Annotated in this window: 17 protein-coding genes and 1 riboswitch; of the genes, 14 read left to right on the forward strand and 3 right to left on the reverse strand. The window is 37.6% G+C overall.

The genetic code is table 11. The annotated features are described in order from the left end of the window. The first annotated feature begins 536 nt into the window (after positions 1 to 536). Positions 537 to 638, forward strand: a riboswitch (purine riboswitch). A gap of 110 nt (positions 639 to 748) precedes the next feature. From purE to purD, 12 genes are all read left to right on the forward strand, one after another. Continuing rightward, positions 749 to 1,234, forward strand: a complete 486-nt coding sequence (gene purE / locus B5P40_RS29450) for a 5-(carboxyamino)imidazole ribonucleotide mutase (RefSeq protein ID WP_002010008.1) — start codon at positions 749 to 751, stop codon at positions 1,232 to 1,234. After that, the gene (purK, locus tag B5P40_RS29455; RefSeq protein WP_113710376.1) at positions 1,231 to 2,382 is read left to right on the forward strand and encodes a 5-(carboxyamino)imidazole ribonucleotide synthase; all 1,152 of its coding nucleotides are present in this window, start codon (positions 1,231 to 1,233) and stop codon (positions 2,380 to 2,382) included. Before purE ends, purK begins: the two co-directional genes overlap by 4 nt. Then, a complete protein-coding gene (gene purB, locus B5P40_RS29460; protein WP_002124866.1) occupies positions 2,379 to 3,686 on the forward strand; it encodes an adenylosuccinate lyase in 1,308 nt (435 codons plus the stop codon). The genes purK and purB overlap by 4 nt, the downstream gene beginning before the upstream one ends. 88 nt (positions 3,687 to 3,774) lie before the next feature. Then, the gene (gene purC, locus B5P40_RS29465; protein ID WP_002029482.1) at positions 3,775 to 4,494 is read left to right on the forward strand and encodes a phosphoribosylaminoimidazolesuccinocarboxamide synthase; all 720 of its coding nucleotides are present in this window, start codon (positions 3,775 to 3,777) and stop codon (positions 4,492 to 4,494) included. Continuing rightward, positions 4,487 to 4,741, forward strand: a complete 255-nt coding sequence (gene purS / locus B5P40_RS29470; protein WP_000278823.1) for a phosphoribosylformylglycinamidine synthase subunit PurS — start codon at positions 4,487 to 4,489, stop codon at positions 4,739 to 4,741. The genes purC and purS overlap by 8 nt, the downstream gene beginning before the upstream one ends. Further along, on the forward strand, positions 4,738 to 5,421 hold the full coding sequence (purQ, locus tag B5P40_RS29475; RefSeq protein WP_002140189.1) for a phosphoribosylformylglycinamidine synthase subunit PurQ: 684 nt from the start codon (positions 4,738 to 4,740) through the stop codon (positions 5,419 to 5,421). The genes purS and purQ overlap by 4 nt, the downstream gene beginning before the upstream one ends. Continuing rightward, positions 5,405 to 7,624, forward strand: a complete 2,220-nt coding sequence (gene purL / locus B5P40_RS29480; protein WP_002124868.1) for a phosphoribosylformylglycinamidine synthase II — start codon at positions 5,405 to 5,407, stop codon at positions 7,622 to 7,624. The genes purQ and purL overlap by 17 nt, the downstream gene beginning before the upstream one ends. Then, a complete protein-coding gene (purF, locus tag B5P40_RS29485; protein WP_002124870.1) occupies positions 7,609 to 9,024 on the forward strand; it encodes an amidophosphoribosyltransferase in 1,416 nt (471 codons plus the stop codon). Before purL ends, purF begins: the two co-directional genes overlap by 16 nt. A gap of 100 nt (positions 9,025 to 9,124) precedes the next feature. Continuing rightward, entirely contained in the window at positions 9,125 to 10,165 is a 1,041-nt protein-coding gene (gene purM / locus B5P40_RS29490) for a phosphoribosylformylglycinamidine cyclo-ligase (RefSeq protein ID WP_002010019.1), read from the forward strand. Then, complete coding sequence (gene purN / locus B5P40_RS29495) at positions 10,162 to 10,749, forward strand: phosphoribosylglycinamide formyltransferase (protein WP_002124872.1); 588 nt, start codon at positions 10,162 to 10,164, stop codon at positions 10,747 to 10,749. The genes purM and purN overlap by 4 nt, the downstream gene beginning before the upstream one ends. 24 nt (positions 10,750 to 10,773) lie before the next feature. Then, a complete protein-coding gene (gene purH, locus B5P40_RS29500; protein WP_002167054.1) occupies positions 10,774 to 12,309 on the forward strand; it encodes a bifunctional phosphoribosylaminoimidazolecarboxamide formyltransferase/IMP cyclohydrolase in 1,536 nt (511 codons plus the stop codon). A 221-nt stretch (positions 12,310 to 12,530) separates the two neighbouring features. Continuing rightward, a complete protein-coding gene (gene purD / locus B5P40_RS29505) occupies positions 12,531 to 13,802 on the forward strand; it encodes a phosphoribosylamine--glycine ligase (RefSeq protein WP_078175978.1) in 1,272 nt (423 codons plus the stop codon). 37 nt (positions 13,803 to 13,839) lie between these two features. Here purD and B5P40_RS29510 read toward each other — a convergent pair whose 3' ends face one another. From B5P40_RS29510 to B5P40_RS29520, 3 genes are all read right to left on the reverse strand, one after another. Beyond that, the gene (locus B5P40_RS29510) at positions 13,840 to 14,004 is read right to left on the reverse strand and encodes a type II toxin-antitoxin system antitoxin (protein ID WP_001085171.1); all 165 of its coding nucleotides are present in this window, start codon (positions 14,002 to 14,004) and stop codon (positions 13,840 to 13,842) included. A 15-nt stretch (positions 14,005 to 14,019) separates the two neighbouring features. Beyond that, complete coding sequence (locus B5P40_RS29515) at positions 14,020 to 14,865, reverse strand: SPFH domain-containing protein (RefSeq protein ID WP_002063557.1); 846 nt, start codon at positions 14,863 to 14,865, stop codon at positions 14,020 to 14,022. Between the two features lie 220 nt (positions 14,866 to 15,085). Further along, on the reverse strand, positions 15,086 to 15,469 hold the full coding sequence (locus B5P40_RS29520) for a YgaP family membrane protein (RefSeq protein WP_002167052.1): 384 nt from the start codon (positions 15,467 to 15,469) through the stop codon (positions 15,086 to 15,088). Positions 15,470 to 15,794: 325 nt separating this feature from the next. On the opposite strand from B5P40_RS29520, the gene pcrB reads away from it, so the two are divergent. Further along, entirely contained in the window at positions 15,795 to 16,484 is a 690-nt protein-coding gene (pcrB, locus tag B5P40_RS29530; RefSeq protein WP_113710377.1) for a heptaprenylglyceryl phosphate synthase, read from the forward strand. Between the two features lie 12 nt (positions 16,485 to 16,496). Next, positions 16,497 to 18,728 carry a DNA helicase PcrA gene (gene pcrA / locus B5P40_RS29535; RefSeq protein WP_002010031.1) on the forward strand — a complete coding sequence of 744 codons (2,232 nt, stop codon included), beginning with the start codon at positions 16,497 to 16,499 and terminating at the stop codon, positions 18,726 to 18,728.

Here is an 18,728-nt window from a genome sequence, read left to right on the forward strand (position 1 = left end):
TTAAAATCCATAAATTTAATAATCCTAAAGACGAAAAAAGAATGAAATAGAGGCAGTTTAAAATAATGGTAATGATTTTTTGTGCTCCGGATTTTTCGAATGCTCCTAAAATAATCCCTAAGAATAGAAAAGATTATTTCTATCATAATAATGAGAGTAGAAAAAATGGGATGATAGAAATAAGCATTCAATAATTACAGCAATTACTGCGATAGAGAAAAAAATAGGATAATAGCACAGTTATTTTTTTTCACGGTTATTCCTCCTTTGAAATTAAATCGTTATAATATAGGTTCTATCGATGTATAGAACACAAGAGAGTATACATATTGATTAAAACATACTGAAGTATTATATAAATAGTTATACGTAAAATAGATCTCTAGAAATATATATTCTAATTCCCTTTCCTTCTTGCATATAGTTGCAATTCTTCTTTTGAATATAACTAAAACACGAACGTTATCGATGACTAATAAAAAAACATTCGATTATTTATTGACATTGTTTATGAAATATTGTTAATATAGCCATAGAAACAATAATATATAAGACCTCATATAATCGCGGGGATATGGCCTGCAAGTCTCTACCTAACGACCGTTATTCGTTAGACTATGAGGGAAAGTCACTCGGTATTTTTCTATTCACAAGGGATACGTATGCCTGAGTAGAGCACTTTCTCTCATAGTAAAAGAGAAACTGTTCTATTTCAGGCTTTTTTTATTTGAATCGGGGGGATTCTAATATGAAATCACTAGTTGGAGTCATAATGGGAAGCACGTCAGACTGGGAAACAATGAAATATGCTTGTGACATTTTAGATGAATTAAATATACCGTATGAGAAAAAAGTTGTATCCGCTCATCGGACTCCGGATTATATGTTTGAATATGCAGAAACAGCTCGTGAACGTGGATTAAAAGTTATTATTGCTGGAGCCGGTGGAGCAGCGCATTTACCAGGAATGGTTGCAGCGAAGACAAATCTTCCTGTAATTGGTGTTCCAGTTCAATCAAAGGCGTTAAACGGCCTAGATTCGTTATTATCCATTGTCCAAATGCCAGGAGGGGTTCCAGTTGCAACTGTTGCAATTGGTAAGGCTGGTTCAACGAATGCTGGATTACTTGCTGCACAAATACTTGGATCATTTCATGATGATATACATGATGCATTAGAGTTGAGACGAGAAGCTATTGAGAAAACTGTGCGTGAAGGTAGTGAGCTAGTATGAGGAGAATCATTTTACCTGGAAAAACAATTGGCATTATTGGAGGCGGCCAGCTTGGAAGAATGATGGCGTTGGCAGCTAAGGAAATGGGTTATAAAATTGCTGTTTTAGATCCTACAAAGCATTCACCATGTGCACAAGTTGCTGATGTTGAAGTCGTTGCACCATATGACGATTTAAAAGCAATTCAGCATTTAGCAGAGATAAGCGACGTTGTCACATATGAATTTGAGAATATTGATTATAGATGTTTACAATGGCTTGAAAAACATGCTTACTTACCACAAGGTAGTCAGTTGTTAAATAAAACGCAAAATCGTTTTACAGAAAAGAATGCAATTGAAAAAGCTGGGTTACCAGTAGCATCGTATAGATTGGTTCAAAATCAAGATCAACTTACAGAAGCAATTAAAGAGTTATCTTTCCCTTCTGTCTTAAAAACAACGACAGGTGGATACGATGGTAAAGGGCAAGTGGTTTTAAAGAGTGAAGCTGATGTTGTGAGAGCAAAAGAACTTACTAATAAAGCAGAGTGCATTCTAGAAAAATGGGTGCCTTTTGAAAAAGAAGTATCAGTTATTGTAATTCGTAGTGTAAGTGGTGAAACTAAAGTATTTCCGGTAGCGGAAAATATTCATGTAAATAATATTTTGCATGAATCTATCGTTCCAGCCCGCATTACAGAAGAACTTTCTCAAAAAGCAATTGATTACGCAAAGGTACTTGCGGATGAACTAGAACTTGTGGGAACACTAGCGGTAGAGATGTTTGCTACAGCTGACGGTGAGATTTACATTAATGAATTAGCACCAAGACCTCACAATTCAGGACACTATACACAGGATGCATGTGAAACGAGTCAATTTGGTCAACATATTCGAGCAATCTGTAATTTACCTCTTGGAGAAACAAATTTGTTAAAACCAGTTGTCATGGTAAACATTTTAGGCGAACATATAGAAGGGGTCCTAGGACAAGTGAATAGACTAACCGGGTGCTATTTACACTTGTATGGAAAAGAAGAAGCAAAAGCGCAGCGAAAAATGGGGCATGTTAATATTTTAAATGATAATATTGAAGTCGCTCTAGAAAAAGCTAAGAGTTTGCATATTTGGGACCATCAAGAACAACTGTTGGAGGGAAAAAGATGATTAATCGTTATACACGCCCTGAAATGGGTGCGATTTGGACGGAAGAGAACAAATTTAAAGCGTGGTTAGAAGTTGAGATTTTAGCGTGTGAAGCATGGGCTGAGCTTGGCGATATTCCAAAAGAAGATGTGAAAAAAATTCGTGAACATGCAACATTTGATATTGATCGTATTTATGAAATTGAAAAAGAAACACGTCATGACGTAGTTGCTTTCACTCGTGCTGTATCAGAAACACCAACATTAGGCGAGGAACGTAAATGGGTTCATTACGGTTTAACATCTACAGACGTAGTAGATACAGCGTTATCTTATATCTTAAAACAAGCAAATGAAATCTTGTTAAAAGACTTAGAAAATTTTGTTAGCATTTTAGCTAATAAAGCGAAAGAGCATAAATACACGATTATGATGGGAAGAACACATGGTGTACATGCAGAGCCAACAACATTTGGTTTAAAACTTGGTCTTTGGTATGAAGAAATGAAACGTAACGTAGAGCGTTTCAAACAAGCTGCTGATACAGTTCGCGTTGGTAAATTATCTGGTGCGGTTGGTACATATGCAAATATTGATCCATTCGTAGAAAAGTATGTTTGTGAAAACTTAGGATTAGAAGCAGCACCAATTTCAACACAAACATTGCAACGTGATCGTCATGCACATTACATGTCAACACTTGCACTAATCGCAACATCTGTTGAAAAGATGGCAGTTGAGATTCGTGGTTTACAAAAGAGTGAAACACGTGAAGTTGAAGAGGCTTTCGCAAAAGGTCAAAAAGGTTCTTCTGCAATGCCGCATAAACGTAATCCAATTGGATCTGAAAATATGACTGGTTTAGCTCGTGTTATCCGCGGTTATATGATGACAGCTTACGAGAATGTTCCGTTATGGCATGAGCGTGATATCTCTCACTCTTCTGCAGAACGCGTAATTTTACCAGATGCTACAATCGCGTTAAATTACATGTTAAATCGCTTTGGTAATATCGTTAAAAACTTAACTGTATTCCCAGAGAATATGAAACGCAATATGACAAGAACATACGGCTTAATTTACTCTCAACGCGTAATGCTTACACTAATTGACAAAGGTCTGGTACGTGAAGAAGCTTATGATATCGTACAGCCTAAAGCAATGGAAGCTTGGGAAACACAAGTACAATTTAAAGAGCTTGTAGAATCTGACGAGCGTATTACAAGTAAGTTAACGCAAGAAGAAATTAACGAATGTTTCAATTATGAACATCATATGCAACACGTTGATACAATCTTTGAACGCCTTGGATTAAACGAAGCGTAAAATTTCATATGGCACAGAATAGAGTCATTCTGTGCCATTCTTTATAAAAATATTATTCACATTTTTCAAACTACAGGGGGCTTGCGAAATGCAAAAGCTAGAATTGCTGTATGAAGGTAAGGCAAAAAGAATTTATCGTACAGAAGCAGCAGATATGGTTTGGGTAGAGTACAAAGATAGTGCGACTGCTTTCAATGGGGAGAAAAAAGCGACAATTACAGGAAAAGGTCGTTTGAACAATGAGATTACAACTTTATTGTTCAGAAAGTTACAAGAAGTTGGAATTAAAACACACTTTGTGGAGAAGTTATCTGATACAGAACAACTTGTCAAAAAGGTGAGTATTATTCCATTAGAAGTTGTCACAAGAAACGTAATTGCAGGTAGTCTTTCAAAAAGACTAGGAATGGAAGAAGGAACTGCTCTTACAACACCAATCGTAGAATTTTACTACAAAGATGATGATTTAGGAGATCCACTTGTAACGGAAGATCATATTCGTTTGTTAAATGTTGCAACACCAGAGCAAGTAAGCGTATTACGAGATGCAGCTCTACAAATCAATCAAGTGATGATTGAGCATTTCGCAAGCTGTCGTGTAAGATTAGTAGATTTTAAATTAGAGTTTGGCGTAACAGAAGAAGGGGAAATCATATTAGCAGATGAAATTTCACCAGATACTTGCCGTTTATGGGATGAAACGAGCAATGAAAAATTTGATAAAGATGTATTCCGTCGTGATCTTGGGAATTTAACAGAAGCATATGAAGAAATTTTAAAACGTTTAGGGGGAGCTTCACATGTATAAAGTTAAGGTATATGTAACGTTAAGAGAAAGTGTATTAGATCCACAAGGAACTGCGGTAAAGGGAGCGCTTCATAGTCTTTCATTTACAGAAGTACAAGACGTTCGAATCGGAAAATATATGGAATTAACAATTGATAAATCAGTATCTGATCTGGATAGCAAGGTAAAAGAAATGTGTGAAAAATTATTAGCAAACGTTGTAATGGAAGACTTCCGTTATGAAGTTGAGGAGGTTGTCGCACAGTGAAATTTGCAGTCATAGTATTCCCAGGTTCGAACTGTGATGTCGATATGTTCCATGCAATTAAAGATGAGCTTGGTGAAGAAGTAGATTACGTTTGGCACGATAGAGAGAATTTAGATGAATATGATGCAATTTTACTACCAGGTGGATTCTCTTACGGTGACTATTTACGTTGTGGTGCTATTTCTCGCTTTGCTAACGCAATGAAAGCAGTGCAAAAAGCTGCTGAGCAAGGAAAGCCAATTTTAGGAGTGTGTAATGGATTCCAGATTCTTGTTGAATCAGGATTACTACCAGGAGCATTAATGAGAAACGAAAACTTAAAGTTTATGTGCCGTACGGTTCAGTTACGTGTTGAAAATAATGAAACTATGTTTACATCACAATATGAAAAAAATGAAGTAATCAATATTCCAATTGCACATGGTGAGGGGAATTACTATTGTGATGAAGCAACTCTTAAACAATTAGAAGAGAATAATCAAATCGCATTCCGTTACGTAGAAAATCCGAATGGAAGCGTTTCAGATATTGCAGGTATTGTAAATGAAAAAGGAAATGTTCTTGGTATGATGCCACACCCAGAGCGTGCTGTAGATGAATTACTTGGCGGTGCTGAAGGGTTAAAAGTCTTTCAATCTATCTTAAAACAGTGGAGGGAAACATATGTCGTTAATGCTTGAGCCAAATCCAACACAAATTAAAGAAGAACGTATATATGCGGAAATGGGGCTAACAGACGAAGAGTTTGCCATGGTTGAAAAGATTTTAGGCCGTTTGCCGAATTATACAGAAACGGGACTATTCTCTGTTATGTGGTCTGAACATTGTAGTTATAAAAATTCAAAGCCAGTTCTTCGTAAGTTTCCAACGACAGGTGAGCGTGTCTTACAAGGACCTGGAGAAGGCGCTGGAATTGTAGATATCGGTGATAATCAAGCGGTTGTATTTAAAATGGAAAGTCATAACCATCCTTCTGCAATTGAGCCATATCAAGGGGCAGCGACAGGTGTCGGTGGTATTATTCGCGATGTATTCTCTATGGGAGCACGTCCGGTAGCTCTATTAAACTCACTTCGCTTCGGTGAATTACAATCACCACGCGTGAAATATTTATTTGAAGAAGTAGTAGCAGGAATCGCAGGATACGGTAACTGCATTGGTATTCCTACTGTTGGTGGAGAAGTACAGTTTGATCCATGTTATGAAGGAAATCCACTTGTAAATGCAATGTGTGTAGGCCTAATTAATCATGAAGATATAAAAAAAGGGCAAGCACATGGTGCTGGTAATACAGTAATGTACGTAGGAGCATCAACTGGTCGTGATGGTATTCACGGTGCAACATTCGCATCTGAAGAGTTATCTGAAAGCTCAGAAGCGAAGCGTCCGGCAGTTCAAGTAGGGGATCCATTTATGGAGAAACTTCTTATTGAAGCATGTTTAGAACTTATTCAGTCTGATGCACTTGTTGGAATTCAAGATATGGGAGCTGCTGGTTTAACATCATCTTCTGCAGAAATGGCAAGTAAAGCAGGTATGGGTATTGAAATGTACTTAGATGATGTACCGCAGCGTGAAACTGGAATGACTCCATATGAAATGATGTTATCTGAATCACAAGAGCGTATGTTAATCGTTGTGAAAAAAGGTAGAGAGCAAGAAATAGTAGATTTATTTGAAAAGTATGGTCTTGCAGCAGTTACGATGGGGAAAGTAACTGAAGATAAAATGCTTCGCCTATTCCATAAAGACGAAATGGTAGCTGAAGTACCAGCGGATGCTCTTGCAGAAGAAGCACCAATTTATCATAAACCGTCAAAAGAAGCAGCATACTTTGCTGAGTTCCAGCAGATGAAAATGGAAACACCAAAAGTAGAAGATTATAAAGAAACGTTATTATCTTTATTACAACAACCAACGATTGCAAGTAAAGAGTGGGTATATGATCAATATGATTATCAAGTGCGCACTAGCACAATCGTTACACCAGGTTCAGATGCAGCGGTTATACGTGTACGCGGTACAGAAAAAGGATTAGCAATGACGACAGATTGTAACTCTCGCTACATTTATTTAGATCCAGAAGTGGGCGGTAAAATTGCAGTAGCAGAGGCAGCACGTAATATCGTATGTTCTGGCGGGGAGCCACTTGCAATTACAGATTGCTTAAACTTCGGTAACCCAGAAAAACCAGAGATCTTCTGGCAAATTGAGAAATCAGTAGACGGTATGAGTGAAGCTTGCCGCAAGTTACAAACGCCAGTTATCGGCGGGAATGTATCAATGTATAACGAGCGTAGTGGTGAAGCTGTATATCCAACACCAACTGTTGGGATGGTTGGACTTGTACACGATTTAAAACACGTAACAACACAAGAATTTAAACAAGCTGGCGATTTAGTTTATGTAATTGGAGAGACGAAAGCTGAGTTTGGTGGAAGTGAATTACAGAAAATGATCTACGGAAAAATTTTCGGTCAATCACCAAGCATCGATCTAGATGTAGAATTAAAACGCCAAAAGCAAGTACTAGCAGCAATTCAAGCTGGCCTTGTTCAATCTGCACATGATGTTGCAGAAGGTGGTTTAGCAGTTGCAATTACTGAAAGTGCAATTGGTGCTAACGGTTTAGGTGCTACTGTGAAATTAGACGGAGAAGCAACAGCAGTATTATTTGCAGAATCACAATCGCGTTTCGTTATAACTGTAAAACGTGAAAATAAAGAAGCATTTGAGAAAGTGGTTGAAGCAATTCAAGTTGGAGAAGTGACAAATACAAATGAAGTAACAATTCATAATGAAGAAAATGAAGTATTACTTACAGCAAATGTAGATGAAATGAGAAAGGCTTGGAAAGGGGCAATCCCATGCTTGCTGAAATAAAGGGGTTAAATGAAGAATGTGGCGTTTTTGGAATTTGGGGGCATGAAAATGCAGCACAAGTTTCGTACTACGGATTGCACAGTTTGCAGCACCGTGGGCAAGAGGGCGCAGGCATTGTAGTAAATAATGGGGAAAAAATCATCGGTCACAAGGGGTTAGGTTTAATATCAGAAGTGTTTTCAAGAGGTGAGCTAGAGGGATTAAACGGGAAATCAGCAATTGGACACGTACGATATGCAACAGCTGGTGGAAGTGAAGTTGCTAACGTTCAACCATTATTATTCCGTTTTTCCGATCATAGCATGGCTTTAGCTCATAACGGAAATTTAATTAATGCAAAAATGCTTCGTCGTGAATTAGAGGCAGAGGGAAGTATTTTTCAAACAAGTTCAGATACAGAAGTACTTTTACACCTCATTAAGCGTAGTACAAAAGATTCTTTAATTGATAGTGTAAAAGAGGCTCTAAATAAAGTGAAAGGTGCGTTTGCATATCTTTTACTAACTGGAAATGAAATGATCGTTGCGCTAGATCCAAATGGATTCCGTCCTCTTTCAATTGGAAAGATGGGGGATGCTTACGTTGTAGCATCGGAAACATGTGCTTTCGATGTAGTTGGTGCAACATACATTCGTGATGTAGAACCTGGTGAATTGCTTATTATCAATGATGAAGGAATTCACGTAGATCGTTTTACAAATGAAGTAGACCACGCGATTTGCAGTATGGAATACATTTACTTTGCACGTCCAGATTCTAATATAGCTGGTATTAATGTTCATGCAGCACGTAAAAACATGGGGAAACGTTTAGCGGCGGAAGCTCCTATTGAAGCTGATGTTGTTACTGGTGTACCAGACTCTAGTATTTCAGCAGCAATTGGTTATGCGGAGGCGACAGGAATTCCGTATGAGTTAGGGTTAATTAAAAATCGTTACGTTGGACGTACGTTTATTCAACCTTCTCAAGAACTGCGTGAGCAAGGGGTTAAGATGAAGCTTTCAGCAGTAAGAGGCGTAGTTGAAGGAAAACGAGTTGTTATGATTGACGATTCTATCGTAAGAGGAACGACAAGTAAACGAATTGTTCGTATGCTTCGCGAGGCTGGAGCGACAGAAGTCCATGTAAGAATTGCTTCACCACCTCTTAAGTATCCATGTTTCTATGGCATTGATATTCAAACGAGAAAAGAATTAATCGCAGCAAATAATTCAATAGAAGAAATCCGTCAAATCATCGGAGCAGATTCACTAACATTTTTAAGTGAAGATGGATTAGTAGATGCAATTGGACGCCCATATGAAGGGAAATACGGTGGTCTATGTATGGCTTACTTCAATGGAGACTATCCAACAGCTCTTTATGATTATGAGCAAGAGCTTTTAGAAAGTATGAAATAAGAAGAAAAAAGCTTCTACTTCTTTTGATGTAGAAGCTAGCTTCTTTCTTAAAACGGCCGCCCTGGATGGGGAGAAATTAAAAGACGAGGTGTAAATAACGATGGCGAATGCATATAAGCAAGCAGGAGTAGATATTGAAGCTGGATATGAAGCGGTATCTCGCATGAAAAAACACGTACAAACAACAATGAGAAAAGAAGTGCTAGGCGGTTTAGGCGGTTTTGGAGGTATGTTTGATCTATCAAAATTTGCATTAGAAGAACCTGTATTAGTATCTGGAACAGATGGCGTGGGAACGAAATTGATGCTCGCTTTTATGGCAGATAAACATGACACAATTGGTATTGATGCAGTAGCAATGTGTGTAAATGATATTGTTGTCCAAGGAGCAGAGCCGCTTTTCTTCCTTGATTATATTGCTTGTGGTAAAGCTGAACCTAGTAAAATTGAAAACATCGTCAAAGGTATATCAGAGGGCTGTCGCCAAGCTGGTTGTGCATTAATTGGTGGAGAAACAGCTGAAATGCCAGGAATGTATTCTACGGAAGAATACGATTTAGCTGGTTTTACAGTTGGAATTGTTGATAAAAAGAAAATTGTAACAGGTGAAAAAATTGAAGCTGGTCACGTATTAATTGGCTTAGCATCTAGCGGTATTCATAGTAACGGTTATTCTTTAGTACGAAAAGTATTACTAGAAGATGGAGAACTATCTTTAGACCGTATTTACGGCCGCCTAGAACTACCTCTTGGTGAAGAATTATTAAAACCAACGAAAATTTATGTCAAACCTATTTTAGAACTATTGAAGAAACATGAAGTATACGGTATGGCGCATATTACAGGTGGCGGGTTCATTGAAAATATTCCACGTATGTTGCCAGAAGGAATCGGTGCGGAAATTGAATTAGGATCTTGGCAAGTTCAACCGATCTTCAGTTTACTTCAAGAAGTTGGAAAACTAGAAGAGAAAGAAATGTTCAATATTTTTAACATGGGTATTGGTATGGTAGTAGCAGTAAAGGAAGAAGAGGCAAAAGATATTGTTCGTCTTCTTGAGGAACAAGGCGAGAAAGCTCATATTATTGGACACACTGTACAAGGGTCTGGTGTTACCTTTATTGAGGGAACAGAAGTATGAGTAGATTAGCAGTTTTTGCTTCTGGGAGCGGCTCTAACTTTCAATCTCTCATTAATGCGGTAGAAGACAAAATATTGGATGCAGATATTAGTTTATTAGTATGTGATAAACCAGAGGCACGCGCTATTGGACGGGCACATTATCACCATATTCCGTGTTTTTCCTTTTCAGCGAAAGCATATGAGTCAAAAGAAGCATTTGAAAAAGAGATATTAAAAAAGCTAGAAGAGTATGAAATTGATTATGTTATTTTAGCTGGATATATGCGTTTAATTGGAACGACTTTACTAGAAGCGTACGGCGGGAAAATTATTAATATTCATCCATCACTACTACCGAGTTTTCCAGGGAAAGATGCTGTTGGTCAAGCGTTAGAAGCGGGTGTGAAAGTAACCGGAGTAACGATTCACTATGTAGATGCAGGTATGGATACAGGTCCAATTATTGCGCAAGAAGCAGTAGTTGTTTCTGAAGGGGATACGAGAGAAAGCTTACAAAAGAAAATTCAACAAGTTGAACATAAATTATACGTAAATACAGTGAATCAAATTGTTCAGTCTGTGAAAAAACCAACTGTTAACTAACATACAACCAGGGGTGAAGGATAAATGAAAAAGCGTGCATTAGTAAGTGTTTCAGATAAAACAGGAGTAGTAGAATTTGTTAAAGGTTTACTTGAACAAGGGATTGAAGTTATTTCAACAGGTGGTACGAAAAAATTATTAGAAGAAAACGGCTTGCAAGTAATTGGTATTTCTGAAGTAACTGGTTTCCCAGAAATTATGGATGGTCGTGTAAAAACATTACATCCAAATATTCATGGTGGTCTATTAGCAGTTCGTGATAATGAAATGCATGTAGCGCAAATGAATGAATTAGGTATTCAACCAATTGACTTTGTTGTTGTTAACTTATACCCATTTAAAGAAACAATCGCTAAGCCTGATGTAACATTTGCTGATGCAATTGAAAATATTGATATCGGTGGCCCAACAATGATTCGCTCTGCTGCGAAAAATCATAAATTTGTATCGGTAATTGTAGATCCAGTAGATTATGATGTTGTATTAGCAGAACTGAAAGAGAACGGTGAAGTAACAGAGGAAACGAAACGTAAATTAGCAGCGAAAGTATTCCGTCATACAGCGGCATATGATGCATTAATTTCTAACTACTTAACAGAGCAAATGGGCGAAGAAAGCCCTGAAACAGTAACGGTGACATTTGAGAAAAAACAAGATTTACGCTATGGCGAAAATCCACATCAAAAAGCGACATTCTATAAAGCGCCATTCGCAGCAACGTCTTCTGTTGCATACGCAGAACAATTACATGGTAAAGAATTATCTTATAACAATATCAACGATGCGGATGCAGCACTTAGCATCGTGAAAGAATTTACAGAACCAGCAGTAGTAGCGGTAAAACATATGAATCCATGTGGTGTTGGAGTAGGAACTGATATTCACGAAGCATATACTCGTGCTTATGAAGCGGATCCAGTATCAATCTTCGGCGGTATTATTGCAGCAAATCGTGAAATTGATAAAGCTACAGCAGAAAAGTTACACGAAATTTTCTTAGAAATTGTTATCGCTCCTTCGTTCTCGCAAGAAGCTTTAGAAGTGTTGCAAAGTAAGAAGAACTTACGCTTACTAACTGTAAATATTGAAAAAGCGACAAGTGCAAGCAAAAAACTAACTTCTGTACAAGGTGGTCTTCTTGTTCAAGAAGAAGATACGTTATCATTAGATGAGGACGCAATTTCAATTCCAACGAAACGTGAACCATCAGAGCAAGAATGGAAAGATTTAAAACTAGCTTGGAAAGTTGTAAAACATGTGAAATCAAATGCAATTGTTTTAGCGAATGATAACATGACAGTTGGTGTAGGCGCGGGACAGATGAACCGTGTAGGTTCTGCAAAAATCGCAATTACACAAGCTGGCGAAAAAGCACAAGGTAGCGCACTTGCATCTGATGCTTTCTTCCCAATGCCAGATACAGTAGAAGAAGCAGCAAAAGCTGGAATTACAGCAATCATCCAACCAGGCGGATCGATTCGTGATGAAGATTCTATTAAAATGGCAGATGCGTATGGGATTACTATGGTGTTCACTGGCGTACGTCATTTCAAACACTAATAGAGGATGTTAAAAAAGTCCGGTCAAGATAACTGTCGCATGTCGTCGTTGCAATGCCAGTGCGGTACTCATGTAGGAAAGCTACACTCCGTATCCTCCTGGCAAATGCGCCTTGACCTGCTCGGTTCTCTTGATCCTCCTTTTTAAACTTTTATTGATATGAAAACAAACTAGGAGCATAGCTTCTAGTTTGTACTTATTTAATTATTGGGGGATGAAATATGAATGTTTTAGTAATCGGCCGTGGTGGACGTGAGCATGCTTTAGTTTGGAAATTTGCACAATCTGAAAAGGTAGAAAAAGTATATGTAGCGCCAGGTAATGAAGGTATGCGAGATGTTGCAACACCAGTTGATATTGATGAGAATGATTTTGATGCATTAGTCTTATTCGCAAAAGAAAACAATGTAGGCTTAACTTTCGTTGGACCAGAAATTCCACTTATGAATGGAATCGTTGATCGCTTTAAGGAAGAGGGACTTCGTGTATTTGGACCTAATAAAGCGGCTGCTGTTATTGAAGGTAGTAAAGCTTTTACAAAAGAATTGATGAAAAAGTATGATATTCCAACTGCGGCATATGAAACTTTTACAGACTATGAAGAGGCAGTAAAGTACATTCAGAAAGTTGGTGCACCGATCGTAATTAAGGCAGATGGGTTAGCTGCTGGTAAAGGTGTAACCGTAGCAATGACGCTTGAAGAGGCATTGCAAGCTGTGAAAGAAATGCTGCAAGATGTGAAATTCGGTGAAGCAAGCAAGAAGGTCGTTATTGAGGAGTTTCTAGATGGACAAGAATTTTCATTAATGGCATTCGTAAATGGAACAACCGTACATCCAATGGTAATTGCTCAAGATCATAAACGAGCTTTTGATGCTGATAAAGGTCCTAATACAGGCGGAATGGGTGCATATTCCCCAGTACCACAAATTCCGGAATCAGCGGTTCAAGAAGCGATTCAAACAGTATTACATCCAACTGCTAAAGCGATGATCCAAGAAAATCGTTCGTTTACAGGAATTTTATATGCGGGGCTTATTTTAACGAATGATGGTCCAAAGGTAATTGAGTTCAATGCACGCTTTGGCGATCCTGAAACGGAAGTTGTATTACCACGCTTAGAAAATGATTTAGTTGATGTATGTAACGCTGTATTAGATGAAAGTGAATTAACGTTACAATGGTCAAAGGAAGCAGTTATTGGTGTCGTACTTGCTTCGAAAGGATATCCAGAAGCATATAAAAAAGGTGAAATTATTAACGGATTAGATGCACTGCAAGATGTAATAGTTTTCCATGCGGGTACAGCGATGAAACATGGTGACTTTGTAACAAACGGTGGCCGTGTATTATTTGTTGCTTGTAAGGCGAATAATTTACAAGAAGCGAAAGATAAGGTCTATAAAGAAATCGGTAAAATTGAGAGTGATGGTTTATTTTACCGAAGTGATATAGGATATCGTGCAATTGGGCATGAGATGACGAGAAGCTAATATATAAAAAATCCCGCTGATTTCTCAGCGGGATTTTTTATGCATCTTTATCTTTTTTTAATTTCCCTTTTTGCTTTGCCATTTCTCGAAGTAAATACTCGATGTGTGCATTGACGCTACGAAACTCATCATTCGCCCATTTTTCGATGACTGCGTGTAATTCAGGATCAATACGTAATGGAAAGCTTTTCTTTTTGGCCATAATCACTTACAACCTTTAGTATAGGCTTCCTGTATTAATAACTGGTTGCGCACCTTTATCTGAAACGATGGCAACTAATAAATTGTTCACCATATTTGCTTTACGCTCGTCATCGAGTTCCAGTACGCCTTCTTCATCTAACATATGGATTGAATCTTTCGCCATCTTCACAGCACCTTCAACAATCTCTTTTCTAGCAGCTAATACTGCTTTTGCTTGTTGACGCTGGAGCATTGCATGGGCAATTTCTGTTGCGTAAGCTAAATGTGTTAAACGAGTTTCTAATACTTCTACGCCAGCGATTTCAAGTCGTGCTTCTAACTCACGCTTTAATTCTTCAGAGATCTCTTCAGTATTTCCTCGTAACGTGATGCAAGTTTCATCTTGGAAATTATCATAAGGATATTTTGTAGCAACGTGGCGGATTGCTGTTTCACTTTGAATTTCTACGAATCGATCGTAATGCTCAACACCAAACATTGCTTTTGCGGAATCAACAACTTTATATACGATAACGGCTGCAATTTCAATTGGATTGCCCTCAACATCGTTTACTTTTAATTTCTTACTGTTAAAGTTTTCAACACGTAAAGATACAGTTTGACGAAAAGCGAATGGAATTGTTAAAAATAAACCATTTTGACGAATTGTTCCTAAATAACTACCGAAGAACGTAATAACTTTCGCTTGATTCGGTTGAACGATACCGATACCTGTAGCTAAAACAGATGCTAATATGAGAGCTAAAATAGCTATTACAAACATTTCTTGTACAAGGCAAAATACACCGATAGCGGCTAAAACTAAAATTCCAATAACGCCGAGAAATCCATTAACATAAAATACTTGTTTTTCTTTCATATGATCGCCTCCTTGATATAAAAATGATATCACTTTTATATCATTACATGCAAGAGGGTTACACCTAATTTTCTGAATTTTATTGTTTGATATCTTTTATGTACGTTTTAAGGGCAAAAACAAGAATGTACGTTCTGTTTCGTGGTAAAATAAAGAAGACTTAGCTGCCCACTGCAGCAGCTAAGTCCCTTTGAGAGCATCTTGCATCGTGACAAATGATTCAAAGCGGTTTTGCCAGGATTAATTCTTCAATCGCTGACTCAATCTCTTTGTCAGAAGTGTCATAACTTCCATCTGACTTTGCCTTTGGCTTGTCATGACTGGAAGCTGAATTAACTTCTTCTTTATTATGTCCTTTTTCAGTGAAATTCATGCTAGGCATTTTAAATGCGCTCATATTCATATATTTTCCAAACTTACAGGCTTCAACAATAGGGCAGAAACGAACGATCCCCTCCGCAATTTTCATGGCACCAATCCATAGCAAAACTTTAGACCAAGTGCACCAAGGTTTACGTACGAGTTTAGCTGTACTACAACCGAAGAGGATGAGTCCGAGTGTAATTCGAATTAGAGCACTAATTGTGCCGATGTTTTGCTTCATTAGAAAAACACTCCTTTTTAATTAACTTCGAAATAGAAAATACTATTTCATTTGTTAGTATTCCGTATAAGTTTTTTGATATGTAATCCAACATTTGACGTTGAAAAAGATGTTGGATTGGGCGTGTGTGTAGGTAGCTTTTTTTGTTATAATGAAAGAATGCGTAAAAGGAAGTTCAAAAAGTCCGGTAAAGATAGCTGTCGCATTTCATCGTTGCATACGCCAGTCTGGTAAAGATATAGCAAGGAATGTAAAAAATCTTGATAAAAATTAACTGTTATTTTGAACAGAAATTATATAACTAGAGAAAAGAAAGGGTGTTTTCATGTACGATATTCCCAAATGGAAACATGTATTTAAGCTTGATCCAAATAAGGAGTTAAGTGACGAACATTTAGAAATGATTTGTGAATCTGGAACGGATGCTGTTATTGTAGGCGGAAGTGATGGAGTGACAATTGATAACGTATTACACATGCTAGTTAGCATTCGTAGATATGCAGTGCCTTGTGTGTTAGAGGTTTCTGATGTGGAGGCAATTACACCAGGATTTGATTTTTATTACATCCCAAGTGTTTTAAATAGCCGAAAAGTAGAATGGGTAACAGGTGTTCATCATGAGGCATTGAAAGAATTTGGGGATATTATGGACTGGGACGAAATTTACATGGAAGGGTATTGTGTTTTAAACCCAGAAGCGAAAGTAGCCCAGCTTACAGATGCAAAATGTGATTTAACAGAAGATGATGTTATTGCATATGCGCGTTTAGCAGACAAGCTATTACATTTACCGATATTCTATTTAGAATATAGCGGGACGTATGGAGACATTGAGCTTGTTAAAAATGTAAAAGCAGAATTGAAACAAGCTAAGCTATATTATGGCGGTGGTATTTCTAATGCAGAACAAGCGAAAGAAATGGCACAGTATGCTGATACAGTAGTTGTTGGAAATATTATTTATGATGATATAAAATCGGCATTAAAAACAGTTAAAGCAGTAAAAGGAGAGTAGGTGCAGGCACATATGAGTACGACAGATAAGTTATTAAATGGTTTAAATCCGCAGCAACAAAAAGCAGTACAAACAACAAATGGAGCACTTCTATTAATGGCAGGCGCAGGTAGTGGGAAAACACGTGTGTTAACACACCGTATTGCATATTTACTTGGTGAAAAAGGTGTGGCGCCATGGAATGTACTAGCAATTACCTTTACAAATAAAGCTGCTCGTGAAATGCGTGAGCGTATTGATAAACTTGTTGGACCAGAAGCAGAAGATATTTGGATTTCTACGTTCCACTCTATGTGCGTACGTATTTTACGACGTGATATTGACCGCATTGGTATTAATCGTAACTTTACAATCTTAGATTCAGGTGATCAGTTAACTGTAGTAAAAAAAATTATGAAGGAGCGCAATATTGACCCGAAGAAGTTTGAGCCGCGCTCTATTTTAGCGGGTATTAGCAATGCGAAAAATGAACTGTTATCTGCAGATAAATATGCAAAAAAAATTACAACCGCTGATCCATATGAAAAATTAACGAGCGATGTATATACAGAATATCAAAAACGTCTTTTGAAAAATAACTCATTAGACTTTGATGATTTAATTATGACGACGATTCAGCTATTTGAACGTGTTCCAGAAGTACTAGAGTTTTATCAGCGTAAATTCCAATATATTCACGTTGATGAGTATCAAGATACGAACAAAGCTCAGTACCTTCTTGTTAAACATTTGGCATCACGTTTTAAAAACCTTTGTGTTGTTGGTGATTCGGATCAGTCTATTTACCGCTGGCGCGGGGCTGACATTTCTAACATTTTGTCATTCGAAAAAGACTATGAGAATGCACAAGTTATTCTGTTAGAACAAAACTATCGTTCATCACAAAATATTTTAAATGCAGCTAATGCTGTAATTGAAAAAAATTCAAACCGTAAACCGAAGAAATTATGGACAGAAAATCAAATTGGAAGCAAAATCTCGTATTATCGTGCTGCAACCGAAAAGGACGAAGCGTATTTTGTTGCGAAAAAAATTCGTGATGATATTCAAATGGGGAACCGAAAATATACTGATTTTGCAGTGTTATATCGTACAAATGCCCAGTCTCGTATGATTGAGGAGATTTTCCTAAAATCTAATATCCCTTACAAAATTGTCGGAGGTACTAAGTTCTACGACCGTAAAGAGATTAAAGACATTTTGGCGTACTTACGTTTAATTGGGAATCCAGATGATGAGATTAGTTTTGGACGTATTATAAACATGCCAAAGCGCGGGATTGGTGCGACTTCTATCGATAAAATTATTAATTATGGTGTGCAAAACGGAATCTCATTAACTGCTGTATTTGATGAGATTGAGCATGTTGGTGTAAGTGCAAAAATAACAAAAGCAGTAAAAGAATTCGCAAGTTTATTACACAACTGGGTAAATATGCAAGAGTATTTATCTGTTACAGAATTAGTAGAAGAAGTTATTGAGAAGACAGGCTATCGTGATATGTTGAAAAATGAGCGTTCTTTAGAAGCAGAAGGTCGTTTAGAAAACTTAGACGAGTTTTTATCTGTTACACAAACATTTGAATCCCAAAGCGAAGATAAGAGCCTTGTTGCATTCTTAACAGACTTAGCTCTTGTTGCGGATATTGATCGTGTAGATGAAGATCCAACTGCTGGTGAAGAAGTTATTTTAATGACGATGCACTCAGCAAAAGGATTAGAGTTCCCAGTTGTCTTTATTGTTGGCTTAGAGGAAGGGATATTCCCGCATACTCGTTCTCTTATGGAAGAGGATGAAATGCAAGAAGAGCGTCGTCTTGCCTATGTAGGTATTACTCGTGCAGAAGAAGAGCTATACTTATCCAATGCTCAAATGCGTACTTTATTTGGTAGAACAAGTATGAATGCAGCATCTCGATTTATTACAGAAATTCCGGCAGAATTAGTAGAACCATTAAACGAAACAGCACCGAAGCGTGAAACTTCGTTTGGTGCAAAAGGAAGAACGACAAGCGCAACTACAACACGTTCTCGTTCAGCTTTCGCGCGTCCGGCTGTTAAGACGACAGGTGGCGAGCAAATTGGCTGGGGAATAGGCGATAAAGCTGCTCACCAGAAGTGGGGAGTCGGTACAGTTGTAAGTGTAAAGGGTGAAGGAGATTCAAAAGAATTAGATATTGCGTTCCCAAGCCCAATTGGTATTAAACGTTTATTAGCAAAATTTGCACCTGTGACGAAACAATAG

This window comes from Bacillus sp. SRB_8 (assembly GCF_003264205.1).
Lineage (GTDB): Bacteria > Bacillota > Bacilli > Bacillales > Bacillaceae_G > Bacillus_A > Bacillus_A mycoides.

What these genes read in the sequence shown, in the direction of transcription:
- purH (WP_002167054.1), top strand. Translation starts at nt 10,774, where the DNA reads ATGAAAAAGCGTGCATTAGTAAGTGTTTCAGATAAAACAGGAGTAGTA.
- purD (WP_078175978.1), top strand. Translation starts at nt 12,531, where the DNA reads ATGAATGTTTTAGTAATCGGCCGTGGTGGACGTGAGCATGCTTTAGTT.
- purC (WP_002029482.1), top strand. Translation starts at nt 3,775, where the DNA reads ATGCAAAAGCTAGAATTGCTGTATGAAGGTAAGGCAAAAAGAATTTAT.
- purB (WP_002124866.1), top strand. Translation starts at nt 2,379, where the DNA reads ATGATTAATCGTTATACACGCCCTGAAATGGGTGCGATTTGGACGGAA.
- pcrA (WP_002010031.1), top strand. Translation starts at nt 16,497, where the DNA reads ATGAGTACGACAGATAAGTTATTAAATGGTTTAAATCCGCAGCAACAA.
- purM (WP_002010019.1), top strand. Translation starts at nt 9,125, where the DNA reads ATGGCGAATGCATATAAGCAAGCAGGAGTAGATATTGAAGCTGGATAT.
- purN (WP_002124872.1), top strand. Translation starts at nt 10,162, where the DNA reads ATGAGTAGATTAGCAGTTTTTGCTTCTGGGAGCGGCTCTAACTTTCAA.
- B5P40_RS29515 (WP_002063557.1), bottom strand. Translation starts at nt 14,865, where the DNA reads ATGAAAGAAAAACAAGTATTTTATGTTAATGGATTTCTCGGCGTTATT.
- pcrB (WP_113710377.1), top strand. Translation starts at nt 15,795, where the DNA reads ATGTACGATATTCCCAAATGGAAACATGTATTTAAGCTTGATCCAAAT.
- purF (WP_002124870.1), top strand. Translation starts at nt 7,609, where the DNA reads ATGCTTGCTGAAATAAAGGGGTTAAATGAAGAATGTGGCGTTTTTGGA.
- purE (WP_002010008.1), top strand. Translation starts at nt 749, where the DNA reads ATGAAATCACTAGTTGGAGTCATAATGGGAAGCACGTCAGACTGGGAA.
- purK (WP_113710376.1), top strand. Translation starts at nt 1,231, where the DNA reads ATGAGGAGAATCATTTTACCTGGAAAAACAATTGGCATTATTGGAGGC.
- B5P40_RS29520 (WP_002167052.1), bottom strand. Translation starts at nt 15,469, where the DNA reads ATGAAGCAAAACATCGGCACAATTAGTGCTCTAATTCGAATTACACTC.
- purS (WP_000278823.1), top strand. Translation starts at nt 4,487, where the DNA reads ATGTATAAAGTTAAGGTATATGTAACGTTAAGAGAAAGTGTATTAGAT.
- purL (WP_002124868.1), top strand. Translation starts at nt 5,405, where the DNA reads ATGTCGTTAATGCTTGAGCCAAATCCAACACAAATTAAAGAAGAACGT.
- B5P40_RS29510 (WP_001085171.1), bottom strand. Translation starts at nt 14,004, where the DNA reads ATGGCCAAAAAGAAAAGCTTTCCATTACGTATTGATCCTGAATTACAC.